This is a genomic window from Micromonospora sp. NPDC085948, assembly GCF_040686315.1.
GTDB lineage: Bacteria > Actinomycetota > Actinomycetes > Mycobacteriales > Micromonosporaceae > Micromonospora.
This window is the reverse complement of sequence record NZ_JBFBJW010000019.1, coordinates 116643-139278: the sequence shown is the minus strand read 5'-3', so window position 1 is coordinate 139278 and position 22636 is coordinate 116643. Positions and strand designations below refer to the sequence as shown.

26 protein-coding genes are annotated in these 22636 nt (G+C 69.9%); 10 read left to right on the top strand and 16 right to left on the bottom strand.

All coding sequences use genetic code 11. The features are described 5' to 3' along the window. Positions 1-93: 93 nt before the first annotated feature. The 3 genes from AB0O48_RS32200 to AB0O48_RS32190 form a co-directional block, all read right to left on the bottom strand. Complete coding sequence (locus AB0O48_RS32200; protein ID WP_365069683.1) at positions 94-675, bottom strand: dihydrofolate reductase family protein; 582 nt, start codon at positions 673-675, stop codon at positions 94-96. A 65-nt stretch (positions 676-740) separates the two neighbouring features. Further along, on the bottom strand, positions 741-1580 hold the full coding sequence (locus AB0O48_RS32195) for a helix-turn-helix domain-containing protein (protein ID WP_357255306.1): 840 nt from the start codon (positions 1578-1580) through the stop codon (positions 741-743). A 106-nt stretch (positions 1581-1686) separates the two neighbouring features. Beyond that, a complete protein-coding gene (locus tag AB0O48_RS32190) occupies positions 1687-2892 on the bottom strand; it encodes an esterase-like activity of phytase family protein (protein ID WP_357571231.1) in 1206 nt (401 codons plus the stop codon). 289 nt (positions 2893-3181) lie between these two features. On the opposite strand from AB0O48_RS32190, the gene AB0O48_RS32185 reads away from it, so the two are divergent. The 4 genes from AB0O48_RS32185 (at position 3182) to AB0O48_RS32170 (ending at position 6455) form a co-directional block, all read left to right on the top strand. Then, positions 3182-3910 (top strand): hypothetical protein, encoded by a 729-nt coding sequence (locus AB0O48_RS32185; RefSeq protein ID WP_365069680.1) that lies wholly within the window; start codon positions 3182-3184, stop codon positions 3908-3910. 124 nt (positions 3911-4034) lie between these two features. Beyond that, positions 4035-4553 (top strand): SigE family RNA polymerase sigma factor, encoded by a 519-nt coding sequence (locus tag AB0O48_RS32180; RefSeq protein ID WP_357571229.1) that lies wholly within the window; start codon positions 4035-4037, stop codon positions 4551-4553. Further along, the gene (locus AB0O48_RS32175; protein WP_365069678.1) at positions 4553-5050 is read left to right on the top strand and encodes a hypothetical protein; all 498 of its coding nucleotides are present in this window, start codon (positions 4553-4555) and stop codon (positions 5048-5050) included. Before AB0O48_RS32180 ends, AB0O48_RS32175 begins: the two co-directional genes overlap by 1 nt. Positions 5051-5090: 40 nt before the next feature. Further along, positions 5091-6455 (top strand): BNR repeat-containing protein, encoded by a 1365-nt coding sequence (locus AB0O48_RS32170; protein WP_365069676.1) that lies wholly within the window; start codon positions 5091-5093, stop codon positions 6453-6455. A 186-nt stretch (positions 6456-6641) separates the two neighbouring features. Here AB0O48_RS32170 and AB0O48_RS32165 read toward each other — a convergent pair whose 3' ends face one another. Continuing rightward, entirely contained in the window at positions 6642-7457 is an 816-nt protein-coding gene (locus tag AB0O48_RS32165) for an alpha/beta hydrolase (protein WP_365069675.1), read from the bottom strand. A gap of 54 nt (positions 7458-7511) precedes the next feature. On the opposite strand from AB0O48_RS32165, the gene AB0O48_RS32160 reads away from it, so the two are divergent. Continuing rightward, complete coding sequence (locus AB0O48_RS32160) at positions 7512-7916, top strand: helix-turn-helix domain-containing protein (protein WP_357255285.1); 405 nt, start codon at positions 7512-7514, stop codon at positions 7914-7916. Between the two features lie 51 nt (positions 7917-7967). Here AB0O48_RS32160 and AB0O48_RS32155 read toward each other — a convergent pair whose 3' ends face one another. From AB0O48_RS32155 to AB0O48_RS32145, 3 genes are all read right to left on the bottom strand, one after another. Beyond that, the gene (locus AB0O48_RS32155) at positions 7968-8612 is read right to left on the bottom strand and encodes an alpha/beta hydrolase (RefSeq protein WP_365069672.1); all 645 of its coding nucleotides are present in this window, start codon (positions 8610-8612) and stop codon (positions 7968-7970) included. A gap of 77 nt (positions 8613-8689) precedes the next feature. After that, positions 8690-9424, bottom strand: coding sequence for a hypothetical protein (locus AB0O48_RS32150; RefSeq protein WP_357571225.1), 735 nt, complete (start codon positions 9422-9424; stop codon positions 8690-8692). 120 nt (positions 9425-9544) lie between these two features. Continuing rightward, the gene (locus AB0O48_RS32145) at positions 9545-10213 is read right to left on the bottom strand and encodes a TetR/AcrR family transcriptional regulator (protein WP_357255277.1); all 669 of its coding nucleotides are present in this window, start codon (positions 10211-10213) and stop codon (positions 9545-9547) included. Positions 10214-10275: 62 nt separating this feature from the next. Between AB0O48_RS32145 and AB0O48_RS32140 the strand changes: the two genes are divergently transcribed. Together AB0O48_RS32140 and AB0O48_RS32135 are read left to right on the top strand one after the other, a co-directional pair. Continuing rightward, positions 10276-10683, top strand: coding sequence for a RidA family protein (locus AB0O48_RS32140; RefSeq protein ID WP_357255274.1), 408 nt, complete (start codon positions 10276-10278; stop codon positions 10681-10683). Positions 10684-10748: 65 nt separating this feature from the next. Then, positions 10749-11018, top strand: a complete 270-nt coding sequence (locus AB0O48_RS32135; protein ID WP_365069669.1) for a hypothetical protein — start codon at positions 10749-10751, stop codon at positions 11016-11018. An 85-nt stretch (positions 11019-11103) separates the two neighbouring features. On the opposite strand, the gene AB0O48_RS32130 is transcribed toward AB0O48_RS32135, so the two are convergent. Next, entirely contained in the window at positions 11104-11532 is a 429-nt protein-coding gene (locus tag AB0O48_RS32130) for a VOC family protein (RefSeq protein WP_365069667.1), read from the bottom strand. A 127-nt stretch (positions 11533-11659) separates the two neighbouring features. Next, on the bottom strand, positions 11660-12367 hold the full coding sequence (locus tag AB0O48_RS32125) for a GAF and ANTAR domain-containing protein (RefSeq protein WP_365069665.1): 708 nt from the start codon (positions 12365-12367) through the stop codon (positions 11660-11662). Between the two features lie 419 nt (positions 12368-12786). On the opposite strand from AB0O48_RS32125, the gene AB0O48_RS32120 reads away from it, so the two are divergent. Next, a complete protein-coding gene (locus AB0O48_RS32120; RefSeq protein WP_365069663.1) occupies positions 12787-13518 on the top strand; it encodes a GAF and ANTAR domain-containing protein in 732 nt (243 codons plus the stop codon). On the opposite strand, the gene AB0O48_RS32115 is transcribed toward AB0O48_RS32120, so the two are convergent. From AB0O48_RS32115 to AB0O48_RS32090, 6 genes are all read right to left on the bottom strand, one after another. Continuing rightward, positions 13502-14200, bottom strand: coding sequence for a hypothetical protein (locus tag AB0O48_RS32115; RefSeq protein WP_357571223.1), 699 nt, complete (start codon positions 14198-14200; stop codon positions 13502-13504). The genes AB0O48_RS32120 and AB0O48_RS32115 overlap by 17 nt on opposite strands. Next, a complete protein-coding gene (locus AB0O48_RS32110) occupies positions 14188-15789 on the bottom strand; it encodes a hypothetical protein (protein WP_357571222.1) in 1602 nt (533 codons plus the stop codon). Before AB0O48_RS32110 ends, AB0O48_RS32115 begins: the two co-directional genes overlap by 13 nt. Then, positions 15786-16658 (bottom strand): ABC transporter ATP-binding protein, encoded by an 873-nt coding sequence (locus AB0O48_RS32105; protein WP_365069661.1) that lies wholly within the window; start codon positions 16656-16658, stop codon positions 15786-15788. Before AB0O48_RS32105 ends, AB0O48_RS32110 begins: the two co-directional genes overlap by 4 nt. Beyond that, a complete protein-coding gene (locus tag AB0O48_RS32100; protein ID WP_357255258.1) occupies positions 16655-17482 on the bottom strand; it encodes a hypothetical protein in 828 nt (275 codons plus the stop codon). The genes AB0O48_RS32105 and AB0O48_RS32100 overlap by 4 nt, the downstream gene beginning before the upstream one ends. Next, a complete protein-coding gene (locus tag AB0O48_RS32095) occupies positions 17479-18021 on the bottom strand; it encodes an RNA polymerase sigma factor (protein WP_357255256.1) in 543 nt (180 codons plus the stop codon). The genes AB0O48_RS32100 and AB0O48_RS32095 overlap by 4 nt, the downstream gene beginning before the upstream one ends. 115 nt (positions 18022-18136) lie before the next feature. Continuing rightward, positions 18137-19492 carry a glycosyl hydrolase family 18 protein gene (locus AB0O48_RS32090; protein WP_365069658.1) on the bottom strand — a complete coding sequence of 452 codons (1356 nt, stop codon included), beginning with the start codon at positions 19490-19492 and terminating at the stop codon, positions 18137-18139. A 146-nt stretch (positions 19493-19638) separates the two neighbouring features. Between AB0O48_RS32090 and AB0O48_RS32085 the strand changes: the two genes are divergently transcribed. Both AB0O48_RS32085 and AB0O48_RS32080 read left to right on the top strand, forming a co-directional pair. Next, on the top strand, positions 19639-20103 hold the full coding sequence (locus AB0O48_RS32085) for a hypothetical protein (protein WP_365069655.1): 465 nt from the start codon (positions 19639-19641) through the stop codon (positions 20101-20103). A 267-nt stretch (positions 20104-20370) separates the two neighbouring features. Further along, positions 20371-20754 (top strand): GNAT family N-acetyltransferase, encoded by a 384-nt coding sequence (locus AB0O48_RS32080; protein ID WP_365069653.1) that lies wholly within the window; start codon positions 20371-20373, stop codon positions 20752-20754. 60 nt (positions 20755-20814) lie between these two features. Here the strand turns inward: AB0O48_RS32080 and AB0O48_RS32075 are convergent, their stop codons facing one another. Beyond that, a complete protein-coding gene (locus AB0O48_RS32075; RefSeq protein ID WP_357255245.1) occupies positions 20815-22221 on the bottom strand; it encodes a ricin-type beta-trefoil lectin domain protein in 1407 nt (468 codons plus the stop codon). Positions 22222-22636: the final 415 nt, after the last annotated feature.

Below are 22636 nucleotides of genomic sequence, written 5' to 3'. Positions count from 1 at the left end.
CTTGGCGGGGGCCCGCACCCCCCCCCCACCCAACCCCCTCCCCCCGCCCCCCCCGGGGGGGGGGGGGCCCCCCCCCCCCCCCGCGACCGTCGGTCAGTTGCGCACCCGACAGCGCAGGTGGAGCACCCGGTTGCCCTGGATCACCACGTCCGGGTCCTCCAACAGGTGCTGCGCGTCGACCGACCCGAAGTAGCGCTTGCCGGACCCGAACACGACGGGTACGACGTCCATGCGCACCTCGTCGACCAGGCCCGCGGCCAGCACCTGGCCACCGACGTCGCCAGCGGCGACCTCGACGATGCGGTCACCCGCGAGCTCCTGCGCCCTGGCCACGGCTGCCTCGACGCCGTCGACGAAGTGAAACGGCGCCTGGGGGTCCCAGCCCTCGGGCGCCGGCCGGTGCGTCACGACGACCACGTGGTCGACCCCGCTCGGAGGCTTCCCGTCCCAGCCGTCGGTCAGGTCGAAGACGTGGCGGCCGGCGATCGTCACCCCGATCTGGTCCCAGTACGGCCGGGTGTAGTCGTACGACATCTGCGACACCTTCAACGCGCCGCTCTCGTCCAACGGCACGTCACCGCTGAGCAACCAGTCGAACAGCGGTCCGGGCTGGTCGTTGGCGTCGGCGATGAAGCCGTCCACCGACACCGAGCTGTACATGACCACCTTGCCCACGGACTCTCCTCTGTTTCGGGGTGCCCTCAAGTTAGCGTGTCGTGAGCTGCGGCTCTTGTAAGAAATCAATCGGCCGGCAGCGGCCAGCCGTCCAGCGTGTGGCCGGGATGTTCGCGCAGGAAGCGCCGCCGGACTTCGGCGTACCGGGTCGGTGTGAGCCCGGTGAACGCCCGGAATTCGTGGCCGAAGTGGGCCTGGTCGAAGTAGCCGGCGCCGCCGGCGACGTCGGCCCAGTCGATCGGTGCGGCGAAGTCGATCGCGAGCATGGTGGCGGCGAAGCGCTGGGTGCGGGCCAGCCGCTTCGGCGTGACGCCGACGAGTTCCTTGAACCGCTGTGCCAGATGGGTGCTGCTGACACCGGCTGCCACGCTCAGGTCGCCGATCGCCACCGCCCCGCCGGTCGCCGCGATGACGCTGCTCGTGTGGCGGACCAGCCCCAGGCCGATCGTCTCGCGCAGCCGTCGCATCAGCTCCTCCTCGAGCAGCGTCAGCATCTCGCGCGGTCCGTCCGCCGCGTCCAGTCGATCCCGCAACTCAGCAACGGCGGGTCGGCCCCACACCTGCTCCACCGTCACCGGCCGGTCACACAGTTCGGCCGCGGGCATCGGCAGGAACGGCGCCAGCCCCCACGGCTTGACGTGCACGCCCACCGACCGGGTGTGGAGCGGGTAGCCGAACTCCAGCGCGCGGGTGGGTACGGTGACCACGCAGCCGTCGGCGTACGCGGCCGTCTCGATGTCGGTGCCGGCGCGGATGTGGAACGGTGCCCCGAGGTTGACGATGAGCAGCGCCCCCGGCATCGGCGGCAGCATCAGCCGGGCGTACGGCGGCGCGCCCTCCAGGTAGTAGAGGTCGTCGACCAGCGCGTCCAGCGGGGGTCGCGGCACTCTGGACACGTACCTCATGCCGACAGTATCGCCACGTCCCCGCCCGCCGGCGAACAGGCCTGGGACAGCCGCTCGATGAGCTGTCCCAGGCCTGCCGTGGAGATGGATTACCCCTGGTGTCGGGTCAGTAGCGGCGCAGGATGCGCTTGTCGGCATCCAGGCCGCGGTCCAGCTTGATCACGATGAACTCGTTGTTGTCCGCTTGGCCGGCGGTGCGGCCCGAGGAGGACGGGAAGTTGTTGTCGTTGAGGACGGCGATCGTGCGGTCGTCCAGGATCACCACGTCCTCGATGGTCTGGAACGGGAACGTGAAGGTGCTACCGAAACCGCCGACGTGCCGCGGGTTGGCGATGTTCATCAGGTCGGCGACGAGGGTCTTGTCGAGGCGCCCGTCCCGGTTCCGGTCGCGCTTGTCGGCCAGGTAGATCTTCTTCACCTTCGCCGTCTCACCCTGGCCGTTGTCCCGTTCGATGATCAGGAAGCGATCGCGGTCGACCATGATCGCGTCACCGATCGCGTGGTCGGCAGCGTCGAGCGCGTACGTCCAGCGCCGACCGGTGTAGGTGTTGGTCCTGACGTCGAACTCGTTGAGCCGAAGTGTGCCCGTCGGGTCGCCCGCGACCGTGCCCTCGAGCAGCGGATAGAGCGTGGCCCCGTCCGGTGACTGGGCCATGCCCTCGAAGCCCTTGCTGCTGGAGAGATTGGCCGGGGTCGTACCGCGGGTCGGGTTCTCCGGGGCGAACACGCCCGGCAGTGGCACCGGCGCCTGCATCAGGCGGCCCGCGCGGTCGAAGTGCAGCAGGTACGGACCGAATTCGTCACCGATCCAGTACGTGCCGTCGGCCGTCCGACTGATCGACTCGACGTCGAAATCGGCACCGGTGAGCACGCGGTCGGCGCGGGTGAGGGCGAACGGAACCTTGCCGTACGGATCGGTCAGGTTGATGCCGCCGACAACGTCGACGGCGCCGCTGGCGAAGCCGGGCGCGACCCGCTGGACACGCAGCAGGAAGTCGGCACTGTTGGCCTTGTTGCCGAAACCGTTGTCGGACAACACGTCGAAGGTGCCGTCGGCGTTGCGAAGGACGCCGCTGAACCCCTGGACCGGTTGGTCGGCGAACGGCGGGGTGATGCCGTTGATCGGGGCAGTGCCGAGTGACGAGCCGGATGGTTCGCTACCGGGAACGAACGTCGCCGCCGGCAGCATGGCGAACTTGATCAGCTCGGCTCGGTTGCGCGTACTCTGCTCGGCTGCGGACGCGGCGCCCGGCAACGTCAGGATCAGCGCGGCCACCGCGGCACCCAGGCCCACCCGCTTGCTTACCGCCATCAATCCTCATTTCGTCGGGAGCGAAGGACCACCTACGTCTCGGCGGTGATCCGATGGCAAGGTAGAGAGACGCGGTGAACTCGGACTGGCCAACGGGCATCCGCGCCCGAACCGCGCGGTGACCCTTCGAGGCGACACCGGCGTGCCGGACGATCGCGCGACCGGTGCCGTCCGGACGCGGTCGCCGGAAACTTTCTGAAGATCTTTGTGGTTGACGGCAACCTGCGGGCGGCGGATCGCATGTACCCGGGTGTAAGCGACGATCGCCACGATCCATAGGGGTCCGGAAATGTCTGTACGTCCTCTTCTGCTCCTGCCCTTCGCCGCCGTCCTGTTCGCACTCCCCGCCTGCGGCACCAAGCCGGCACCTGGCCCCAGCCCGACCGCGTCTGCTCCGACGTCCGCCGCCCCCGCCACCGGTGCCCCCAGTGCGTCGTCCGCGGTGGCCGCCCCGGCGGGTGGGAGTGCCGAGTGCCCCACGGTGGAGGCCCTGCAAAAGCTGGTCGAGCTGCCGAAGGGCTCGTCTCTCACCACTGTGCAGTGCGTCAAGGACTGGGCGGCGGCCGATCCGCAGGGCCCGAGCACGGGCGACGGCGTCTACCTGTTCCACTTCGTGGCCGGCACGGGCTGGAAGTACTCCGACCAGGGCAGCGGATGGGACTGCAAGGAACTCGGCCTCAGCGAGCCGGCGCCGTTCTGCGTCTCGGATCCGGTGAAGACGGCGCCGAAGCCGGCGCCGAAGCCGGCGTCGAAGCCGGCGACCAGTGCGGCCGCGAGTGTCCCGTGCCCTTCGGCGCAGACCCTGGAGAAGCTGGTCGAGCTTCCGAAGGGTTGGACGTTCGGCAGTGTCGAGTGTGTCGAGGTCTGGGCGGGAGCCGATCCGCAGGGCCCGACCGCCGGTGACGGCTGGTACCTGTTCCACTTCGTGGCCGGTACGGGCTGGAAGTACCGCGGCGACGGCAGCGGTTACGACTGCGTGGACCTCGGCCTCAAGGAGGCGCCGTTCTGCATCTCCTGATCGGGTAGACCGCGGTCGCTTGCTGTGGGGGCACACCCGATACGGTGTGTCCCACAGTCAACTGGCCGCATCGACGCCGCCGCTGCCTGAAGGACTTTGGGTACGTGGGGGGAACGAGCGGGGCATGGCGGACTCCATTGACGATCTTTTCTGTGAGTTCGTTCGGACCCGCTCTCCCGCGTTGCTGCGGACGGCGTTCCTGCTGACCGGTGACCGGCACCTCGCCGAGGACCTGGTGCAGGATGCGCTGGCCCGTACCCATCGGGGTCGGCGTCGGTTGGATGACCCGGGGCATTTCGAGGCGTACACCCGTACCGCGATGTACCACCAGCATGTGAGCTGGTGGCGGCGTCGCAAGGTGGCTGAGTCGTTGCCGGGGGAGTTGGCCGACGTGGCTGAGCCTGGCAGTGATCATGCTCGTCGTACTGATCTGAAGTTGGCCTTGCACCAGGCTCTCGGCCGCCTCACCCAGCGGCAACGTGCCGTGCTGGTGGTGCGGTTCTTCGAGGACCGCAGCGAGGCTGAGGCCGCGGAACTGTTGCAGTGCTCGGTTGGCACGATCAAGAGTCAGACCAGCAAGGCGTTGGCGCGTATGCGGGAGATAGCGCCTGAGCTGCTGTCGGCTGTGCTGGAGGAGGCCTGATGACCGACAACCTCGGGCCGCTGCGTCAGGCCATGGCCGATCTGAGCGAGCACGGCGGCACCGCTGACATGTACGAGCGTGCCCTGCGCACGTCGCGGCAGGCGCAGCGGCGAATGGCGGTCACCACCGGCGCCGCGGCCGTGGCTGTGGTGTTCGCCATCGGTGCCACGGTCGCCGTCGCCGCCAACCGCCGGTCCGACACCCCATCGCCACCCGCCTCCGCCCCCACCAGTGCCGGGTCCCAGGGTCTCGGGTGTCCGTCGACGCAGACCCTCGGGAACCTGGTCGAGCTGCCCGAAGGCTGGTCTTTCGCTCCCCGGGACGTGGAGTGCGTCGAGACGTGGGCGGCTGCCGACGTGCAACGCTCGGACGCCAGCAGCGTCATCTACCTGTTCCATCACACGGCCGGCACGGGCTGGCGATACCACGACCAGGGCAACGGTTGGGACTGCACGGACCTCGATCTCACCGAGCCGGCGACGTTCTGCACCCCCTGATCGGAGAATCAGACACATGGCCACCACGAGAGGATCGTCGATGACGGCCTTGCACCATTACCGGGCGGGTTCGGCGCTGGCCGGGCTCCTGCTGATAGTCACCACCAGTTCGGCGGCTTCGGCGGCCTCCCCGACGGTGAACACCCCGGCCACGACCACGCTGACCACCCAGGGCCGCACCGCGGAAAGCTACACGGGCCTGATGAACGGTGAATCATTCCAGCAGGACGGCATCGTCTCGCACCGCCGATGGCAGTACGCGGCGTTCTGGGACCAGCAGGGCTACGTCAACGTCTCCCGGCGCCCGACGAACGGCACCTGGCAGACCATCCGCCTGACGGACTATCGCACCACGACCACCGATTCGCACAACGTGATCAGCATCGGGCTCTCGCACGTGGACGGAAGCGTCCATCTCTCGTTCGACATGCATTCCCAGCGCTTCCGCTACCGCAAGTCGGTGGCCGGGATCGCCACCTCGCCGGACACCGCCACCTGGTCACCGGCCATCTTCGGCGCGGTGCAGAACAACCTCGCCGGACGCGACATGGCCGTCATGACCTATCCGCAGTTCACCACCATGCCTGACGGCAACCTGCAACTGACGATCCGTACGGGGGAGAGCGGGAACGGCAACCAGGTCCTGTTCGAATATCGGGCTGGTGCATGGGCTTTCGTCGGCAAGATCATGAATGGCACCACGCTCGGCAACAACGCCTACCTGTTCGGCTTCCAGTACGACGGACAGGGCGTGCTGCACATGACCTGGACCGTCCGGGAGACCTTCGACGCGAGCACCAACCACGATCTCTACTACGCGTACAGCACGGACCGGGGTCGAACGTGGCGCAGTGGATCAGGTGCGCTGATCGGCACCGCCGACTCCAGCCCGATCTCGACGACCACCACCGTGGCACGGTTCTGGGCCATCGGGCAGAACCGCGGCCTGATGAACCAGGAATCGCAGACCGTGGACTCGGCGGGAAACGTCCATGTGCTGGCCTCTCACCTGCCGCCGTCGGCGCCCAGTGACGCCGTCTTCAGCAACGCCCGTACCAGCGCCGTACTCGTTCACTACTGGCGTGAGGCTGCGACCGGCCAGTGGCGCCAGCGGATCCTCGGCTACCAGGCGGGCGTCAGCCGCGGCGACATCGGCGTCGATTCCCGTGACAACCTGTTTGTGGTGAGCGCCGCCTCGAACACCGGAGTGCTGCAGATCGCGACCGCATCCCGAGCCTCGGGTTGGTCGGACTGGGCGGTGCGCTACCGGTCCACGGCGACCTTCACCTCCGATCCGCTGCTCGACCACCGCCTGCTCAAGTCCAACAACATCGCCAGCGTCTTCGCGCCGCATCAGGGCGGCAGCCGGATCGACGTCCTGAACTTCAGCAGCGCCGGGAACTGACTGCCCCCTCCCGGGTGGCCACGAGCGGGAGTAGAACCGGGTTCCCGCTCGTGGCGCAGTCAGCAGGTGATCCGGCGGGTGCCCCGTGAGCAAGCACGGGCGGATGCGCCCGGCTCGGCGGGGTCGGCGTTCCGGGTCGAGCTGTGGTGCGTGACCGTCGAATCATCCCGCGGCTGCACCGCTCGGCTAACGGGACGCGACGGAGTCGCTGCTGAGTAACTGCGCGACGACGTCCGGGCGATCCAGCGGCACGATGTGGCCGCAGCGGGGAATCAGCTCGCCGGACAGGTCGTCGGCGATGGGGGCGAGCTGCCGGTAGAGCAGGTCGCCGACGACGTTGCCGCCGACGGCCAGGGTGGGCGTGGTCAGCCGGCCGGTCGCGGCGATAGCTGCCGCGTTCTGCTCGGCGGCGCGGTAGTAGCCGAAGCCGCAACGCAGCGCCTCACGACCGGTGTACGCGCTGACGAACGCGTCTCGGATCTCCGGGGGCACCCCCCGACGTTCGAAGGTGCCGGCCAGGAGGAACCAGTCGAGGTACGCGGCCTCGTGGCCTTCGAGCACCGTCTCGGCCAGCCCAGGGGCCGAGTGGAAGCCGAACCACCACGGTGGTGTCGGGAAGCCACCAGGCAGGCCGGGCAGTGCCGCCTCCATCAGCACCAGGCGACGCACCCGGGCCGGGTGCAGGGCGCCGAGCAGGAAGGCGGCGGGTACGCCCGCGTCCAGGGCCACGACCTCGGCCTGCTCGACCCCGAGCGCGTCGAGCAGGCCGAGCATGTCGGCGGCGCCGGTCGCCGCGTCGAACCCGTCCTCCGCGCGAGCACTGTCGCCGAGCCCTCGCAGGTCTGGTGCGATGACGCGGCGCCTCCCATTCAGCAGCGGCAGCACCTCGCGCCAGACCTGCCAGGTGTGCGGCCAGCCGTGCATCAGCAGCACCGGTGGACCCGCGCCATCCAGGGCGACGTTCAGCTCGGTGCCGTTGGTTCGGATCTTGCGCAACTCCACGTCTGACCTCCTGGCAGTTACCATTGGTTACCTGCTTACCATGGGAGATGCCTGATGACTTGGCAAGACAGCACTTTCGCGTCACCTGGTGAGCCCGGGGTAACCGGGGACCTTTTCAGCCCAGCCTGCCCGACCCGACAGCTGCTCGACCGGATCGGCGACAAATGGACGTCGATGTTGATCAAGGTGCTGGCGGAGAGTCATCCGGCGGAGCTCGGGTTCGCGGAGCTACGCCGCCGTGCCCCTGGAGTGTCGAACAAGATGTTGTCGCAGACGCTGCAGAGCCTGTGCCGTGACGGTCTGGTCACCCGCCGGGTCGAGGCGACCGTGCCGCCGCGTGTCCATTACGCGCTCACCGACCTGGGTCTGTCCCTGGACACCCCGCTGGCAGCGGTCCGGGCATGGGCCGAGCAGCATGTGTCAACCATCGAAGCAAGTCGTCGCAGAGCTGACCAGTAGTGGCGCCCTGAGGCGCCCGCGGGTTCGTACCGGGACGGCCTTGGCCCGCCGTCAGCGCAGCGGGTACGCCGTAAGCCGGTCGGCGAGTTGCTGTGGGTGGCTGAGTGCCACCACGTGGCCGCCGTCGATCTCGTCGGGGACGATGCCGAGCCGGTCGGCGGCCACCTGGCGCTGGAAGTCGGCCGGGAAGAACTGGTCCTCGCGTGCGATGAGCACGGTCGTGGGCACGTCTGGCCAGGCGCGCAGGGGCCATGGCTCGTTGCCCTCCGCGCTGACCTGGTCCCTGGTGTGTGCCGCTGCCTCGGCGACGATGTCGGCGGGCACGCCGTTATAGAACTGCTGCTCCTCGCTGAGCCCTTCCGCGCCGCGGTAGGCGGTGTTGGCCCACCAGTCACCGGGTCGCTCCCCGGGCTTGGGGATCATCGGCGTGAGCAGGACGAGCAGCCGGACCGGTAGCTTGTCGGCGATGAGCGGTGCGGTGAACGCGCCGTACGAGTGCCCGACGACCACGAGGTCGCTCCGGTCACCGATCGCGTCGACGACCGTCTGTGAGAACTCGGCGAACCCCGCGGATTTGTCCTCGATCGGCAGTTCCGGTGTCACCACGTCGTGGCCGCGGCTGGTCAGCTCAGGACCGAGGAGGTGCCAGTCCCAGGCGCTGCCGCCGCCCCCGTGGATCAGTACGAAAGTCGCCATGCCCCGAAGCCTCACACCCGGGTACGACAGCCGCCGCCCGATGTGAGCGCGCGGTCGTGCAGCAGGGTTGGCGACGTTCAGGTATCGGACCACACTGGCACGAGCCCACCCTCCGCGCGGTAGAAGAGATACGGCCGGAGGTCTGGTGACCCGGTCAGTGTGCGAGACAGCATGGACGGGTCGCCGACGGCGGCGAGGAATGGTTGGGAGGCGAGCAGGTCGCGAAGGCCGGAGAACGGCCATGGGGCGCCGAGCAGTCGTCGGAGCTGGACCAGAGTCGTCACGGCTTCCGGTGGCACCCGATCGACGTAGATGTCGGCGCTGGTGGGCAGGTCCCAACTCGCCGTCGACTCGCTTCTTCGACAGCCAGGCAGATGTTCGGTGCCAGGGCCAGCAGAGTTCACCCCGGCCAGGCCACGCCACCAGTCCTCATCGATCCTCAGCTCACCGGTCTCCAGCACCGCGTGCTCGAACCACTCGGAGTCGACAGGTGCAGCCACACCGGAGAGAGCGACAGCAGCGATCTCGTCGGGCAGACGGACGTCGTGCTCTTCGACGTAGTGGGCCAGGCCCTCAGGCCACACGAAATGCTCTCCGTCGGTCTGCTCGGTGCTGCCGTTCGCGGCACCACAGAGTCGGCAGACGGACACGCCCGCGGTGGCGGTGAAGACCGTGCCGGATCGGAGGTACGCCGCCACAGCCCGTCGCAGAGTGACGTTGGCGTCGGCGGTCACAAAGTCGCAGACATCGGGCAGCGTTTCCGAAACCGCCGGACCGTCCCAGTATCCGATCAGCCGGAGAACCTTGGTCATCGTCACGCACACCCCACGACGGAAGTAGGGACGGTCACGGTAGCAAGTGGTGTTGACGGACGCAGGGACATGCCGGCATGCCCGCAACTGCGGCCTCGGTCAGCCTGTGAAGTGCGGGGCTCACCCCCGCTGCCTCGCCGGAGCGCCTCCGGGGACCGGCGGACTGGCGTCCGGTGGGGTGTCGATCTCGCTCCAGCCGAGCGCGACCGACCGCCGGCAGCGGCCGGGGTCATCTCCGTGGGCAACGTAGATGGCGGTCAGCATGGGAACGCCGAGCGCGAAGGCTTCGACAGGCAGCGGGCCGGACGTGATCAGCGAGGTCAGGCCATGTCCGATGGCCCAGCTCTGTGTCGCCAGGTCCGTCGGATCGACATCCGGACGGAGCCGGCCGGCGGACTTGGCGCGTTCGATGGCGTGGACCAGGTGCAGCAGCGTCCCGTCGGCCTGCGCCGGGTCGTCGAGTGCGAAACCGTCGTCGAACATGACCCGGTAGAGATCGGGATCGGCTGCGGCGTTGGACACGTAGGCGGCTCCCATCGCCGTGAGGTCGCGGATCGGATCGTCGGTCACGGTGACGATCTCGAGACGATCGGCCAAGCGGCGGAACCCCTCCTGGCGCAGTGCTCCCCACAGCCCGTCCATGCCGCCGAAGTACGTGTAGACCGTCATCGTCGACACGCCCGTACCGGCGACCAGGGAGCGGAGGGTGACCGGTTTGCGGACGCGGAGCAGGTGGGCGGCCCGGGCGATCAGCATCGTGCGGATCTCGGGGTCTCTCGGCCTAGGCATGGTGGGCAGGATACATAGCGCTGCTATCGTACGCGGGACGTGCCTGACGACGAGGAGTGGTTATGGCTATCAAGCTGTTCAACCCCGACGGGCTGCCGAAGCCCGACGTGTACCGGCAGTTGTCCATCGCGGAGGGGTCCAAGCTCGTTTTTCTGGCCGGTCAGGTGGCCCGCGACGCCGACGGCAACCCGGTCGGCACCGGTGACTTCGCCGCACAGGTGGAGCAGGCCTACCTCAACGTCGGCCGGGCGATGACCGAGATCGGCGGCTCGTTCGACGATGTCGCGAAGTTGACGATCTATGTCGTCGACTGGAGTCCGGAGAAGTACCCGTTGCTGGGCGAGGGGGTCGGGCGTGCGGCCGCGAAGCTGGGCGTCGACCCGACCAAGCCGATCACCCTGATCGGCGTCGTCGCGCTGGGGGAGCCGGACCTCATGGTCGAGGTCGAGGCCATCGCGGTCCTGGACTGACCTTCGCCTGTGGAGGCCCGGCCGGGCCTGGGGGAGCGTTGCGGCCAGCGGTACACAATGGGGCAATGAAGCGAGAGGTACGCCTGATGCGGATCACCGGGACGCGCGCCAACGGCGCGGTGGCGACGGGCGCGGCGGCGACGGGCGCCCGGGCTGCGGGTGCGGCGTCGGTCGGCGCCCTCGCCGTGGGGGCGCTGGCCGTCGGGGCTGTGGCCGTGGGGGCGCTCTTTATCGGGCGGCTGGCGATCCGCCGGGCAGTCGTGCGGGAGTTGCGCGTCGGCCGGTTGGAGATCGACGAGCTGGTGGTGCACAGCCGACCCGATGCCGAGGCGTAACCGCCCATCCACCCCGTACCCGCTGGTCGAGGCCGAGTGGCTCGTCGGCCCCCGCGTCGCGCGGTCGGAGCGGCCCGGCTCCTCGTCAGGTGACGAAGATGCAGAAGGGGTGCCCGGCCGGGTCGGCGTAGACCCGGAACGGTTCGTCGGGACCGTCCTTCTGATCGGACAGCAGCCGACCGCCGAGGGCCAACACCCGGTCGTGCTGCGCCTCCAACTCCTCGATCGAGGCCACGCTGAGATCCAGATGGAGCTGTTGCGGCACCTGACCGTCCGGCCACGTCGGCGGCGGCAACTGGTCCACCTGCTGAAAGGCCAGTTGCGGGGCGCCGTCGGTGGTCCTCAGCACGAGCCAGTCGCGACCGCGCTCGTCCGCCTGCCCCGGCTCCGGCGGCTCGTGACCAGGCTTGTACACCAGGCCCAACAACGACCGATAGAACTCCGCGAGCGACCTGGCATCGGTGGAGTCGAGCACCACCTGACACAGCTTCGGGGCCTTCTTGCCGTCAGTCACATCGATCACCTCCGAACGCCCATTGTGCACGTTCTGATCGTCGCGCCCGGCCGGTCCGGCCCGCCCCTCACTGGTTCCGCTCGCCGCCGGGAGTGATCGGGCTTACGTCGTGCCGCCGCTACGGCCGTCAGCGGCGATGAGCGTTCTCGACCAGAGCCGAGGCGACGTCGCGCAGCTTGCGGTTGGTGTCCTGGGACAGCTTGCTGAGGACGGCGAAGGCCTCCTCGGGAGTGCAGCGGCGCTCACCCATGAGGATCCCCTTGGCCTGTTCGATCACCGCCCGACTCTCCATCGCCTTCTGCATGTGCCCGGCCAGGGTGGCCTGGGTCTCGTACAGGTGGGCGTTGGCCAGGGCAACGGCGGCGAACCCGGCGAACGTCTGAGCGATCGTGATCGCGTCGTCGTCGAAGGCTTCGGGTGCGGTGGCGTAGATGTTCAGGGCGCCGGTGACGTGCTCGTGCACGGGTAGGCCGACCGACAGGGAGCTGTGCGCACCGGCCTCGGCGGCGGCGTGGGCCCAGCCGGGCCACCGTTGCTCGCTGCCGGTGTCCGGCACGATCAGGCTGGAGGTGCTTTCCGCGGCTTGCAGGCACGGCCCGTAGCCACGTTCGTACTGCTTCTCGTCGAGGACGAGGGCGAGGTCGCCGGTGAACGCGGCGGTGTGCGGTTTGTTGCCGTGCAGCAGGGTGACGCTGACCTCGCTGGCCCCGGGGATCGTGCGCTTGGCCAGTTGCGCGATCTTGTCCAGCAGGACGTCGAGGTCGATGTCGGCGAGTCGGATACGGCCGAGCTCGGCGAACGCCTCGTGCGGGTCCATGGGTGCGACGTGCGTCATCAAGGCGTCCTTAACGAGGGCGCGTACCACCACCAGGCATCTGGTGGGATGCGCGGATCGCTGCAGGACTCCTGATCCGGAGTCCGGGATCCGCGCCGCTTTTTGACGCTGGTCTCGACGACGCCCATCCAAGGCACCGTGCCACAGGGCCACAGCATATCCGTGCCCGAACGCCGGCTGTCACCCACCGCCTGCGCCCCTGCCCACCGCCACGGCCCGTGCTCGGCTCGTACGGTCCAGGAACCGGTTCGCCACGGCGCGCGTATGGTGAGGGGTCTGTAGTCGACGCCAGCAACCGTCGACCGAACCATCGTCAAGAAGCGGCGTAGGTCTAGGACTCCCCTCTGGAGGGCTACAGCAACCTACGCAGACCGGCGCCCACCGAGGGCCGATCGGTGCGCCTTTCTCAGGACACGCCTATGGCGTACAGCCATCCCATCGAGCCCAGCAACGCCTTCGCGGAGCTTGGGCGGATCTTGCCCGGCAAGACCAGCCTTCGCGACGTGTTCCAGCGCGTCGTCGACCTCACCGGACTCAGCATCCCGGAGGTCACCGAGGCGTCGGTCAGCCTGGTGCAGGGCAAGGAGGCCCACACCCCGGCCTGCACCGGTGGCCTCGCCCTGGCCCTCGACGAGTCGCAGTACGAGCTGGGCCACGGCCCCTGCCTGCAAGCCGCCGCCGCCACCACCATCGAGTCGATCAGCAACATGGCAACCGAGAGCCGCTGGCCGGACTGGACAGCCCGCGCGCTGCGCGCGGGAGCCCACAGCTCCCTGTCCATCGGCCTGCCGATCCACGCCACCATCGGCGGAGCACTCAACCTCTACGCCACCGAACCCCACGCCTTCGACGATCACACCATCGCCGTGGCGCAGACCTTCGCCAGCTACGCCAGTCTCGCCATCGCCAACGACCACCTCGACAACGCCAGGACGACCCTCTCCCGACACATCGACGCCGCCATGGACAGTGGAGCTGTCATCGAACAGGCGAAGGGCATCATCATGGGCGATCGGCGCTGCACGGCCGACGAGGCCTTCGCCGTCCTGACGACGACGGCGCGGAACACCACGCGTACGGTCCGCGACGTCGCTCGTACCCTGGTGGACCGCACGGCTGTCAGCCGCGCCCAGGTCACCGGCGGGCCGTGAGCACCCCGGCGGTCGCCACCAGTGTCCCCGCCAGGAGGTACATCCAGCGGTCGTGGGCCGCGTTCCAGCCGTCGCCGGTGCCGACGAGGAGAGCCACCGAGGCCGGCAGCAGCGCCACCACCGCCATCCCCAGCAGCAGCATCGGGGCGGCGAGTGGGCTGGCGATCCCGCGCGGCGACCGTCGCCAGCCGACTGCCGACGCGAGGAACGCGACCGCCGCGACGGTCGCAGCCTCACGGGTCAGGTCCGGGTACGGCAACGAAGCGGTCTCCGGCCCGGACCGCGTCACCAGCAACGCCGCCGCCCAGCACGCACCACCGATGACCGCGGCGGGGACCGCTCGTAGCAGTGCGCCGAGCCAGGCCGGAACCGGCAGGGTCTCCGTGGTCGGCTTCGCGGCGTCGTCGAGCGCGAACGTGACGCCGAGACCGATGCAGGCCAGCACCAACCGCAGCAACGTGATGTGCTCGTCGGGAGGCAGGACCGAGCCGGTCACGGCCGGTGGGGTCACGATCGCCGCACCGACGACCCCGGCCGCCAGCAGCGGCGAGATCCGCGTCGCCCGCAGCGTCGGCCAGACCAGCGCCGCCACCGTCCGCAGTCGTCCACCCCGCCTCGGCACGAGCCGGCCGGCCGCCTGCCTCGACGAGCCGATGGCGGGTACGCCGCTCACGGGACGCACGGCAGCGCTTCGTCGTCCGGCGCGAGCGGCTGGACCGGCACCCCGAAGATGGCACCGAAGCGCTCCAGCGGAGTCTCGGGCGCGGTCAGCTCGGCCCAGTGTCGCTCGACCAGCGACGGCACCTCGTCGGACTGCCGCTCCAGCAGCTCCATCGCCGGTGCCGCCGCCCGGTCGGGCGCCAAGATGCCGTACAGGCCCGATGTGTCGCTGAAGACGAGCGCGCCGGTGCTCGTCTCGTCCAGCGAACGCATCCCGGCCAGGGTGGTCGGCGACGCCCGCCCGACCAGCCACACCAGGAGCGCGGCCTGCGCCCCGCAGAGGAAGTTCCCCCCGTCGTACGCCTTCGCGGCCATCAGCCGGTAGGCAACCTCGGCGGCCAGGGCGGCGGCTGCCCGATCGTCGCCCCACGCGGTGTCGACCCGGACCGCCTCCGGGGTGCCCGCCGCCGCGTCATCGACCTTCCAGCCGGCCACCACCTGCATGGCCTCGGCGACGGACCCGGCGCCCCCGGCCGAGATCTCCTCGACGAGGGCCCGCTGCCGCACCGCGAGCGGTGGTCCGGACGAGGCGGCGCTGTCCGGCACCACCGCGCGTACGGAGGTCACCACCGACTCCCACCCGGGGACGAACCCATCGAACCCGTCGAAGTAGCAGTAGGTGACGTCGCCGCGCCTGACGCACGACTGGATGCTCGCCGGCCGGTCTTCGACAGTCGCGCGGGCCGCCGCCATGCCCGGGTCGGGTAGCGACTGGGTCACCCCTCCGCCGACGGTGAGGATCAGCCCGACGGCAAGCCCGGCCGCGACGACCGACCGCCGCGCGGTGGCCCGGGCCAGTACGGCCGCGACGAGCAGCACGGTGATCCCGACCAGGTAGGCGAGGTGCCGGGCCGAGGGCCGCTCGGAGACGCCGGCGGGGACCGGGACGGCGAACTCGCTGATGTAGACCGGAAGCAGGAACCGCCAGCCGGTCCCGACGAGGGTCATGGTGATCGCCGTGAACTCCAGCACCAGAACGAGCAGGACGAGCAGTGGGGCGATCAGCAGGGAGCGGATCAGGACGCCGGAGAGCACCCCGACCGCACCGAGGAGCAGTGTCAGCGCCGCCGGGGTCACCAGGGCGGCGACGTCGACGCTTCCGGCCGCACCCGGGAGCACTGCGGAAACCGCGACCCGGACGCCCACGAGCAGCAGGCTGAGGCCGGCCAGCGGTAGCAGTGCCAGCAGGAACCCGCCGACCCGCCAGGCTGGCGGCAGCACCAGCACGTCGTAGGACGCGTCGACGTGGTGCCGGTACGCCCGCAGGGTGACGAGGTTCGCCACGATCAGCGCCGACCCGCCGAGGATCGGCAGCGCGAGCAGCTGGATGGTGATCAGCTCGTCGGGGAGCACCGGATATCGGTTGGCCGAGCCGGACAACGAGCCCCACAGCCACGGGCCGAGGAAGAGCAGCGCGGCCGCGACGGTGAGCGGGTGTCGTAGCATCCGGACCGACTCGAACCGGGTGAGTGCGAGCAGCGCTCGCCGACGCCCGGGTGTGGACGACGGCGTCGGACGGGCCGGCGTGGCGACCGTCAGGGTCGCGGTCATCGCGCACCGCCCGCGACCGCGGACGCCTCGGCGCCGGCGCCGACAAGCGTCAGGTAGCCGTCCTCGATCGACGGCTCCACCAGCCTCGCCCCGGCTGGCGGGTCGCCGACGTGACGGTACAGCCCCGTGCCCGTCCGCCACGACGCCAACGACCCGGCCCGGCGCGCCGCGCTCGTCCACACCCGGCCGGCGGCCAGCCCGGCCAGCTCGGCCGGGGTGCCCTCGAACCGGACCCGGCCCCGGTCCAGCACGATGACCTCCTGGCACAGCGACATGACGTCCTCGGTCTGGTGGGTGGACAGCAGCACCGTCTTGTGCTCGCCGAGGTCGGCGATCAGCTCCCGGAACCGCAGCCGCTGCTCCGGGTCGAGGCCGACCGTCGGTTCGTCGAGGATGACGAGGTCCGGGTCGCCGACCAGGGCGGCCGCCAGCGCGAGCCGTTGCTTCATGCCGCCGGACAGGGTCCGGATCCGGGACCGTCGGCGGTCGTCGAGGCCGACGGCGGAGAGCACCCGGGCGACCTCGGTGTGCCGCGCCGTCCGGTGGGTGAGCTCCTTGAGGATCGCGACGTAGTCGACGAACTCGAACGCGGTGAACGACGGGTGGAAGCCGGGGTCCTGCGGCAGGTAGCCCAGCCGGCGCCGGACCGCGAGCCGCCCGGGTGGCGTGCTCGGGTCGTGGCCGAAGACCCGCAGCGTGCCGCCACCCGCCGGCAGGGCGGTCGCGACGATCCGCAGCAGCGTCGTCTTGCCCGCACCGTTCGGGCCGAGCAACCCGGTCACCCCGGTACGCAGCGTGAACGACACGTCCTCGAGCGCGGTGGTGCGCCCGTACCGCAGCGCCAGACCGTCTGCCTGAACGGCAGTCATGACATTCTCCTCGACAGGTGGGGGACGTGGTGGCGGTCGTAGGTGCCGCGCTGACGGGCCAGTGCCACGGCGGCGATCCCGCCGACGATCACGACGCCGACCTGCCCGGCCAGGGTGAAGACGAGCCGGTCGCCGAAGGTGGCGGCGACCACCGTCGCCCAGCCGACGCCGACGACGACCGCGGCCGGCCCCGCGCCGAGCCGAGCCGAGAGCAGCACCGACAGCACGGTCAGGGCGAGTGACGGCAGGAACCAACCGGTCGCGCGCAGCCCGTACTCGTAGATGAAGAGGCTGGCCACGGCGGACAGCGCGGTGGTCGCGGACAGGACCGCGAGGCACCGCAAGAGCAGTAACCGGAACGAGCGGATCGGAGCGACCACCGCGATCTCGTAGGTGGGGTCGATGCCGGGCGCGAAGGACATCGCGACCGCGACCAGCGGCAACAGCGGGGCGACCGCGAGGAACACGACCGGGTCGGTGAACAGGGCGATCGTTGCCGTCAACGTGGCCGTGACCGCGATCGCCACGAGCCACGACAGCCGCAGCGCGGGCGTCGCCGCGAGCAGCCGCGCGGTGTGGTCGGGAACGCCGACCGCGATCATCAACCGTTCGACAGGCCCCGGCCGCGGCGCGTCCAGGGAGGCGTCGAGGCGGGCCCAGCCCTCGTCGATCGCCCACCGCAGGTCGGCGGTCGCGGCGGCGGCGAGGCGTTCGCGGCACTCACCGCACGCCGCCAGGTGCGCCTCCGTGGACCACAGACCAGGGGCGGCGAGGGTACGGGTGGCGTAGGCGCGCAGGTCCTCGTCGAGCAGGTGCCAGGTCATGTCAACTCCTCTCGCAGTTGCCGGCGGGCCCGCATCGCCCGCGTCTTGACGGTGCCGGCGGGGATGCCGAGCAGGACGGCGGCCTCGGCGGTGGAGAGGCCGTCCAGGACGGTGGCGCGGATGACCGCGCGCAACTCCGGGGAGAGGCGGGCGAGGGCGCCGCCGAGGTCGCCGTGTTCGAGGCCGATGAGCACCTGCTCCTCGGCGGACGACTCGTCCCGGCCGCCCAGGCGGGCCAGCAGCCGGCCGAGCCGGTCGCGGGACGTGCGGCGACGCAGTGCGTCGATGAGCCGGCGCGACCCGATCCGCCACAGCCAGGCGGCGGGGTCGGTGTCGCGGGGCCGGAAGGAGGCGGCGGCGCCGGTCCACACGGCGAGGAACGTCTCCTGCACGACGTCGTCGACGAGGGCGTCGTCGGCACAGCGGTAGCACAGGCGCAGGCGCAGCCATGGCGCGTGCCGGCGGTAGAACGCCTCGAACGCGTTCCGGTCGCCGCCTGCGGTCAGGGCCAGGAGGTCGGCGTCGTCCTGGGCGGTCATGCCTACCTATCGCAACGGCACCGAGTTTCGGTTCGCCATCCTGGCACGGCCTCCTGAATCGCCGGGCCCGCGCCTGCCGAAAGGCCGGCTGGCGGGGGCCCGGCGACGTGACCCGTCAGCGGCCCTGGAGGCGCTTCACGTTGTCGCCGAAGGTCCAGCCCTTCGACCCGTCCCAGTTCGCCGACCAGGTCATCAGGCCCTTCAGCCCGGGCACGGAGTTCCAGGCCTGCGTGACCAGCGACGTCGACAGGTGGCCGCCGCCCGCCCCGATCTGCGCGGGCAGGCCCGGGACCTGCTTGTCGTACGGCACGCGGATGGTGGTGCCCTGGATGGTGAGGCCGTTGTTGAGGCACTGTGTCTGCACCGTGAAGCCCTGCACGGTGCCCGCCGGGTACGAGTCGCCGTTGCAGCCGTACATGCTGCCGTTGTAGTACTGCATGTTCAGCCACCAGAGCCGGCCGTTGTCCACGTACTTCTTGATGATCGGCAGGTACGAGCCCCAGATCGAGCCGTAGACCACGCTGCCGCCGGTGACGTAGGCGGTCTCCGGTGCCATGGTGAGGCCGAAGTTCGACGGCATCCGGGCCAGCACGCCGTCGATGATCCGGATCAGGTTCGCCTGCGACGTGGACAGGGTGTTGATGTTGCCGCTGCCGGTCAGGCCGGTCTCGATGTCGATGTCGATCCCGTCGAAGTGGTACGCCGTCAGGATCGGCACGATCGTCGCGACGAACCGATCGGCGACCGCGGTGGAACTCAGGTCGATGCCCGCGGCGGCTCCGCCGATCGACATCAGGATGGTGGCGCCGGCGGCCTTGGCCTGGCACATCTCGGCCGGGGTGGCGACCTTGACGCCGGCGTCCATGCCGTTCTCCCAGAGGACCGTGCCGTCCGCGCGGATCACCGGGAACGCCGCGTTGATCACGTTGTAGCCGTGCTGGCTGAGCCGGCTGTCGGTGATCGGGATCCAGCCGAGACCGGGGTGTACGCCGTTGGAGGCGCCGTCCCAGTTCTCCCAGTAGCCCTGCAACACCTTGCCGGTGGGCCGCGACTTCACCGCGCAGGTCCCGCCGGTGGGGGGTGGCGTGGTCGGGGGCGGTGTGGTCGGGGGTGGAGTGGTGGGTGGCGCAGTGGTGGGTGGCGCCGTGGTCGGTGGGGCGGTGGTGGGCGGCGGAGTGCTTCCCGAGCACGCGCCCAGGTCACGCCACAGCGACGGGGTCGCGGCCGGGTTCCAGCCGGCGCCGGGGTGCGCGGTGTGGGTGACAAGTGCCTGGTAGAGCCGGCCGCCGTAGGTGACCTGGGCGCCCGTCTGGTACGTGGTGCCCTCGGCCCAGGCCGGGGCGGTGCAGGCGACCATCGGCACGGCATCCGCCGAGGACACGGCCGCCATGCTGCTGGGGACGAAGGCGACGGCCGCCGTGACGGTCATCGCCGCCCCGGCCACCACTGCGAAAAACCGACGGCTCCTCATGGCTCACTCCCCAGGCTTCGACGACCCGCGACCTCCACATATTGACGTTCGTGAAGTTTAATATCAAGGGTTGTTTACAGATCCGAGGAAGTGGGCGGGATCGGCGGGGGCATCTGCTGTCGTACCCCTGTGGTGGAGTGCACGCCATGGGTCTGCTGTACGACTACTTCCGGGCCGAGGACGACGCTGCGGCTGTCAGGTTGGTGGAGGATTTCGAGGGCGGGCCGCTCGCCGTCGGTCACGGCGGCGCGGCCGTGGATGCGGTCGACCTGAAGGGCATCGAGCCGACGGTGATCCTCGGCCAGCTCGTGGGTTTCGTGCGCCAGGTCGACTGGAACGCGAGCCTGATCGGTACCGATCTGGTGTGGAGTGAGGACGAGCAGGAGGGGCCGTGGCTGATGTCGCTCGATCGGGCCACGCGGGACACCCTCGCCTCCATCGCCACGCCGCAGATGCCGGAGTTGTCCGCGCGGTGGGGGCGGACCGAGGAGTTGGCGCGGAGCGGTCCGCTACCCGACGACGAGATGCTCCCGGTCATCGACAAGGTCACCGCCCTCGCGCAGCGCGCCCGGGACGCGGGTGAGGGCCTGTACTGCTGGTGCTCCCTCTAGAAGGGACGCGATTGCCGTTGCGGTGCCCGGTAGGATTTCGACCATGTGTTGCTTCGCCGCTTGGCGTACCCGCCGCTGAGGGTCGGCTTGCCGCCGTTCCGGCCGCCAGCCGGCCATCTGATGCCCGTTTTGTTGGCTTTCAGATCCTCGGCTCGAGAGGCACACTCACATGCGTATCCGCTCGTTGTTCCGCGTGACCTGGCCCGGCTCACCGAACTGACAATCGAGACGTTCGGGCCGTTCTACGAGGACTCCTTCCGCCCCCTCGTGGGCGAGGCAGTCTTCGCCAACCAGCACGGCACGTGGCGCGACGACTACGTCAAGCAGGTTGCCGGGCTCCACGACCCCGCCGAGCACCGGTACGTCGCGGTCGCTGAGATCGACGGTGCCGTCGCCGGCTACGTGGCCTGGGCAGTAGAACCCGAGCGCCGAAATGCCAGCGTCACGATCCTCGCCGTGTCCGCGCAGCACCGCCGGCTCGGCGCGGGCACCGTGCTGTGCGAGCACGCGTTCGCCGCGATGCGGGAACTCGGTGCCGAGGTCGTCATGATCGGCACGGGCGGGGACGGATTCCATGCCCCCGCCCGAGCCCTGTACGAAGCACTTGGTTGTACTCCGCTGCCGATCGCCGTCTACTACCGGGCGCTCTGATCTGATCCGGGCGGGCCCGGCGTGACGCCGAGCCCGCCCGTTGCCGTCCGGCCGCGATCCTTACGCGAGGGGCGCGAGCCGGAACTGCTGGTTGGTTTGTCCGTGGCAGTCGTACAGCTGAATCTGGGCTCCGTTGGCCGTGCTCCAGACGTCCAGGCATCGTCCGGACTGGACGCTGCTGATGGTGCCGTTGGAGTTGACGTTCCACTGTTGATTGGTCTGGCTGTGGCAGCCGTAGATCTGCACCGCCGCGCCGTTGCCGGAGCCCGCCGCGTCCAGGCACATGGTGCCGTACACCTGGAGTTGTTTGCCTGCGGTGTAGGTCCATGCCTGGTTGGTCTGCTTGTTGCAGCCCCAGAGTTGCACGCGGGTGCCGTTGGTGCGTGCGGCGTTGGGTACGTCGACGCACCGACCGGACTGCGTCCCGACGATCTCGCTGGCCGAGGTGGGCGGGACGGAGGGCGACGCGGTGGGGGTCGGCGTGTTGGTGGGGCTCGGCGTGTTGGTGGGGGTCGCCGTCGGGCTGGTGGGCGTCGAGGGCAGCAACGGGCAGGTGCTGCGGTAGGTGACCACGCCGCTGGAGTCCAGCAACGGGCACAGGAACTGGCTGTACCGGGCGTCGTTGTCGACGAACATCTTGACGAACGGCAGCATGGTGCGGACCATCACCGGGTTCGACCGTCCGACCATGAACCCGTGATCCGCGCCGGCGACCTCCACGTAGACGCTCTCCGTGGTGGCCGGGAGGCTGTTGTACAGACCGGTGGCGTAGGACGGGGTGACCACCGTGTCCGCCTGCCCAGCGAAGATCATCGTGGGCACCCGGTCGTTGGCCAGGTTCGACGACGGCGAGTACGGCGCGATGCCGACCACTGCCTTCAACGACGGGCGCCGGATGGCCGCGCTCAGTGCGCCACCGCCACCCATCGAGTGACCGGCGACCGCCAACCGGGTGGGATCGACCCGGTCGCGTACCGGGCTCTGCTGGGTCAGGTAGTCCAGTGCGGCGAGCAACTGGGTGCCTCGAGCCGTGTCGAAGTCGTTACGGCTGTTGGTCTCGATGCCGATCACGACGAAGCCGTGGGAGGCCAGCCACGGACCCATCCAGGCCAGTTCGGCGGAGAACAACGCGGTGTAGCCGGGCGAGATCGCGATGGCCCCGAAGGTGCCCTGGCTGGTGTCGGTCGGGTAGTAGATCCGGCCGCCGTTGAAGCCGTACCCGGTCGGGACGCTCACCGACGTGTTGGCGAAGGGGCCGTTCACGGCGGTGACGCTGGTCCGGGTGGGGTCCGGGCCTCGCTGGTACGGGTTGTCGGCGGCCGATGCCGATCCGGTCGTCATCGTCAGGGTGAACATCGCGACTGCGGCGGCGATCCCCGCGGCGGCAAGTTTCAGCAGCCGTCCGCGAAGACGGGAGGACACCCGGTTGTCTTCCTCGGGTGGGGGGTGGTTCGCATGTCCGCGCATGGTTGGTACCTCCTGGTGGTGGGTGGGTGCCCCGGCGTTGTCCGTCCGTCAGTGCTGCCGCGTCAGCAGACCCGGGCCGGGCGCCCTCGGAGCAGAATTACCGCCGTCGTTCCGGAAGATGTGAGCGTCAGTGGTCGGGTGCGCCCGGTGGGACGGGTCCGGGGACATCATGCTGATCCTCCGGTGGTGAGAGCGAAAACCACGGGTCGTTAGCGTTAACGTTCACACTCGTCGATGGCTCTCAGGCTGGCACGAAGTTCCAGGATTCTCAACCGGTAGTTTCGGGCCTGTTACGGATCGGGAGGTCGGGGAGCGTGTCGCGCTCGACCGGGGGACACCAGCGAGGCGGTCGCGGCGCCTCGGTCTGCTCCCCGCGTCGGAGTGGGTTGCGCGCCACGCATTCTGGGAAGGGGAC

Bases quoted from the DNA above. Each gene is read 5' to 3' on its own strand.
- AB0O48_RS32195 (WP_357255306.1), bottom strand. From the start codon at position 1,580: ATGAGGTACGTGTCCAGAGTGCCGCGACCCCCGCTGGACGCGCTGGTC.
- AB0O48_RS32190 (WP_357571231.1), bottom strand. From the start codon at position 2,892: ATGGCGGTAAGCAAGCGGGTGGGCCTGGGTGCCGCGGTGGCCGCGCTG.
- AB0O48_RS32185 (WP_365069680.1), top strand. From the start codon at position 3,182: ATGTCTGTACGTCCTCTTCTGCTCCTGCCCTTCGCCGCCGTCCTGTTC.
- AB0O48_RS32180 (WP_357571229.1), top strand. From the start codon at position 4,035: ATGGCGGACTCCATTGACGATCTTTTCTGTGAGTTCGTTCGGACCCGC.
- AB0O48_RS32175 (WP_365069678.1), top strand. From the start codon at position 4,553: ATGACCGACAACCTCGGGCCGCTGCGTCAGGCCATGGCCGATCTGAGC.
- AB0O48_RS32170 (WP_365069676.1), top strand. From the start codon at position 5,091: ATGACGGCCTTGCACCATTACCGGGCGGGTTCGGCGCTGGCCGGGCTC.
- AB0O48_RS32160 (WP_357255285.1), top strand. From the start codon at position 7,512: ATGACTTGGCAAGACAGCACTTTCGCGTCACCTGGTGAGCCCGGGGTA.
- AB0O48_RS32155 (WP_365069672.1), bottom strand. From the start codon at position 8,612: ATGGCGACTTTCGTACTGATCCACGGGGGCGGCGGCAGCGCCTGGGAC.
- AB0O48_RS32150 (WP_357571225.1), bottom strand. From the start codon at position 9,424: ATGACCAAGGTTCTCCGGCTGATCGGATACTGGGACGGTCCGGCGGTT.
- AB0O48_RS32145 (WP_357255277.1), bottom strand. From the start codon at position 10,213: ATGCCTAGGCCGAGAGACCCCGAGATCCGCACGATGCTGATCGCCCGG.
- AB0O48_RS32140 (WP_357255274.1), top strand. From the start codon at position 10,276: ATGGCTATCAAGCTGTTCAACCCCGACGGGCTGCCGAAGCCCGACGTG.
- AB0O48_RS32135 (WP_365069669.1), top strand. From the start codon at position 10,749: ATGAAGCGAGAGGTACGCCTGATGCGGATCACCGGGACGCGCGCCAAC.
- AB0O48_RS32125 (WP_365069665.1), bottom strand. From the start codon at position 12,367: ATGACGCACGTCGCACCCATGGACCCGCACGAGGCGTTCGCCGAGCTC.
- AB0O48_RS32120 (WP_365069663.1), top strand. From the start codon at position 12,787: ATGGCGTACAGCCATCCCATCGAGCCCAGCAACGCCTTCGCGGAGCTT.
- AB0O48_RS32110 (WP_357571222.1), bottom strand. From the start codon at position 15,789: ATGACCGCGACCCTGACGGTCGCCACGCCGGCCCGTCCGACGCCGTCG.
- AB0O48_RS32105 (WP_365069661.1), bottom strand. From the start codon at position 16,658: ATGACTGCCGTTCAGGCAGACGGTCTGGCGCTGCGGTACGGGCGCACC.
- AB0O48_RS32100 (WP_357255258.1), bottom strand. From the start codon at position 17,482: ATGACCTGGCACCTGCTCGACGAGGACCTGCGCGCCTACGCCACCCGT.
- AB0O48_RS32095 (WP_357255256.1), bottom strand. From the start codon at position 18,021: ATGACCGCCCAGGACGACGCCGACCTCCTGGCCCTGACCGCAGGCGGC.
- AB0O48_RS32090 (WP_365069658.1), bottom strand. From the start codon at position 19,492: ATGAGGAGCCGTCGGTTTTTCGCAGTGGTGGCCGGGGCGGCGATGACC.
- AB0O48_RS32085 (WP_365069655.1), top strand. From the start codon at position 19,639: ATGGGTCTGCTGTACGACTACTTCCGGGCCGAGGACGACGCTGCGGCT.
- AB0O48_RS32075 (WP_357255245.1), bottom strand. From the start codon at position 22,221: ATGCGCGGACATGCGAACCACCCCCCACCCGAGGAAGACAACCGGGTG.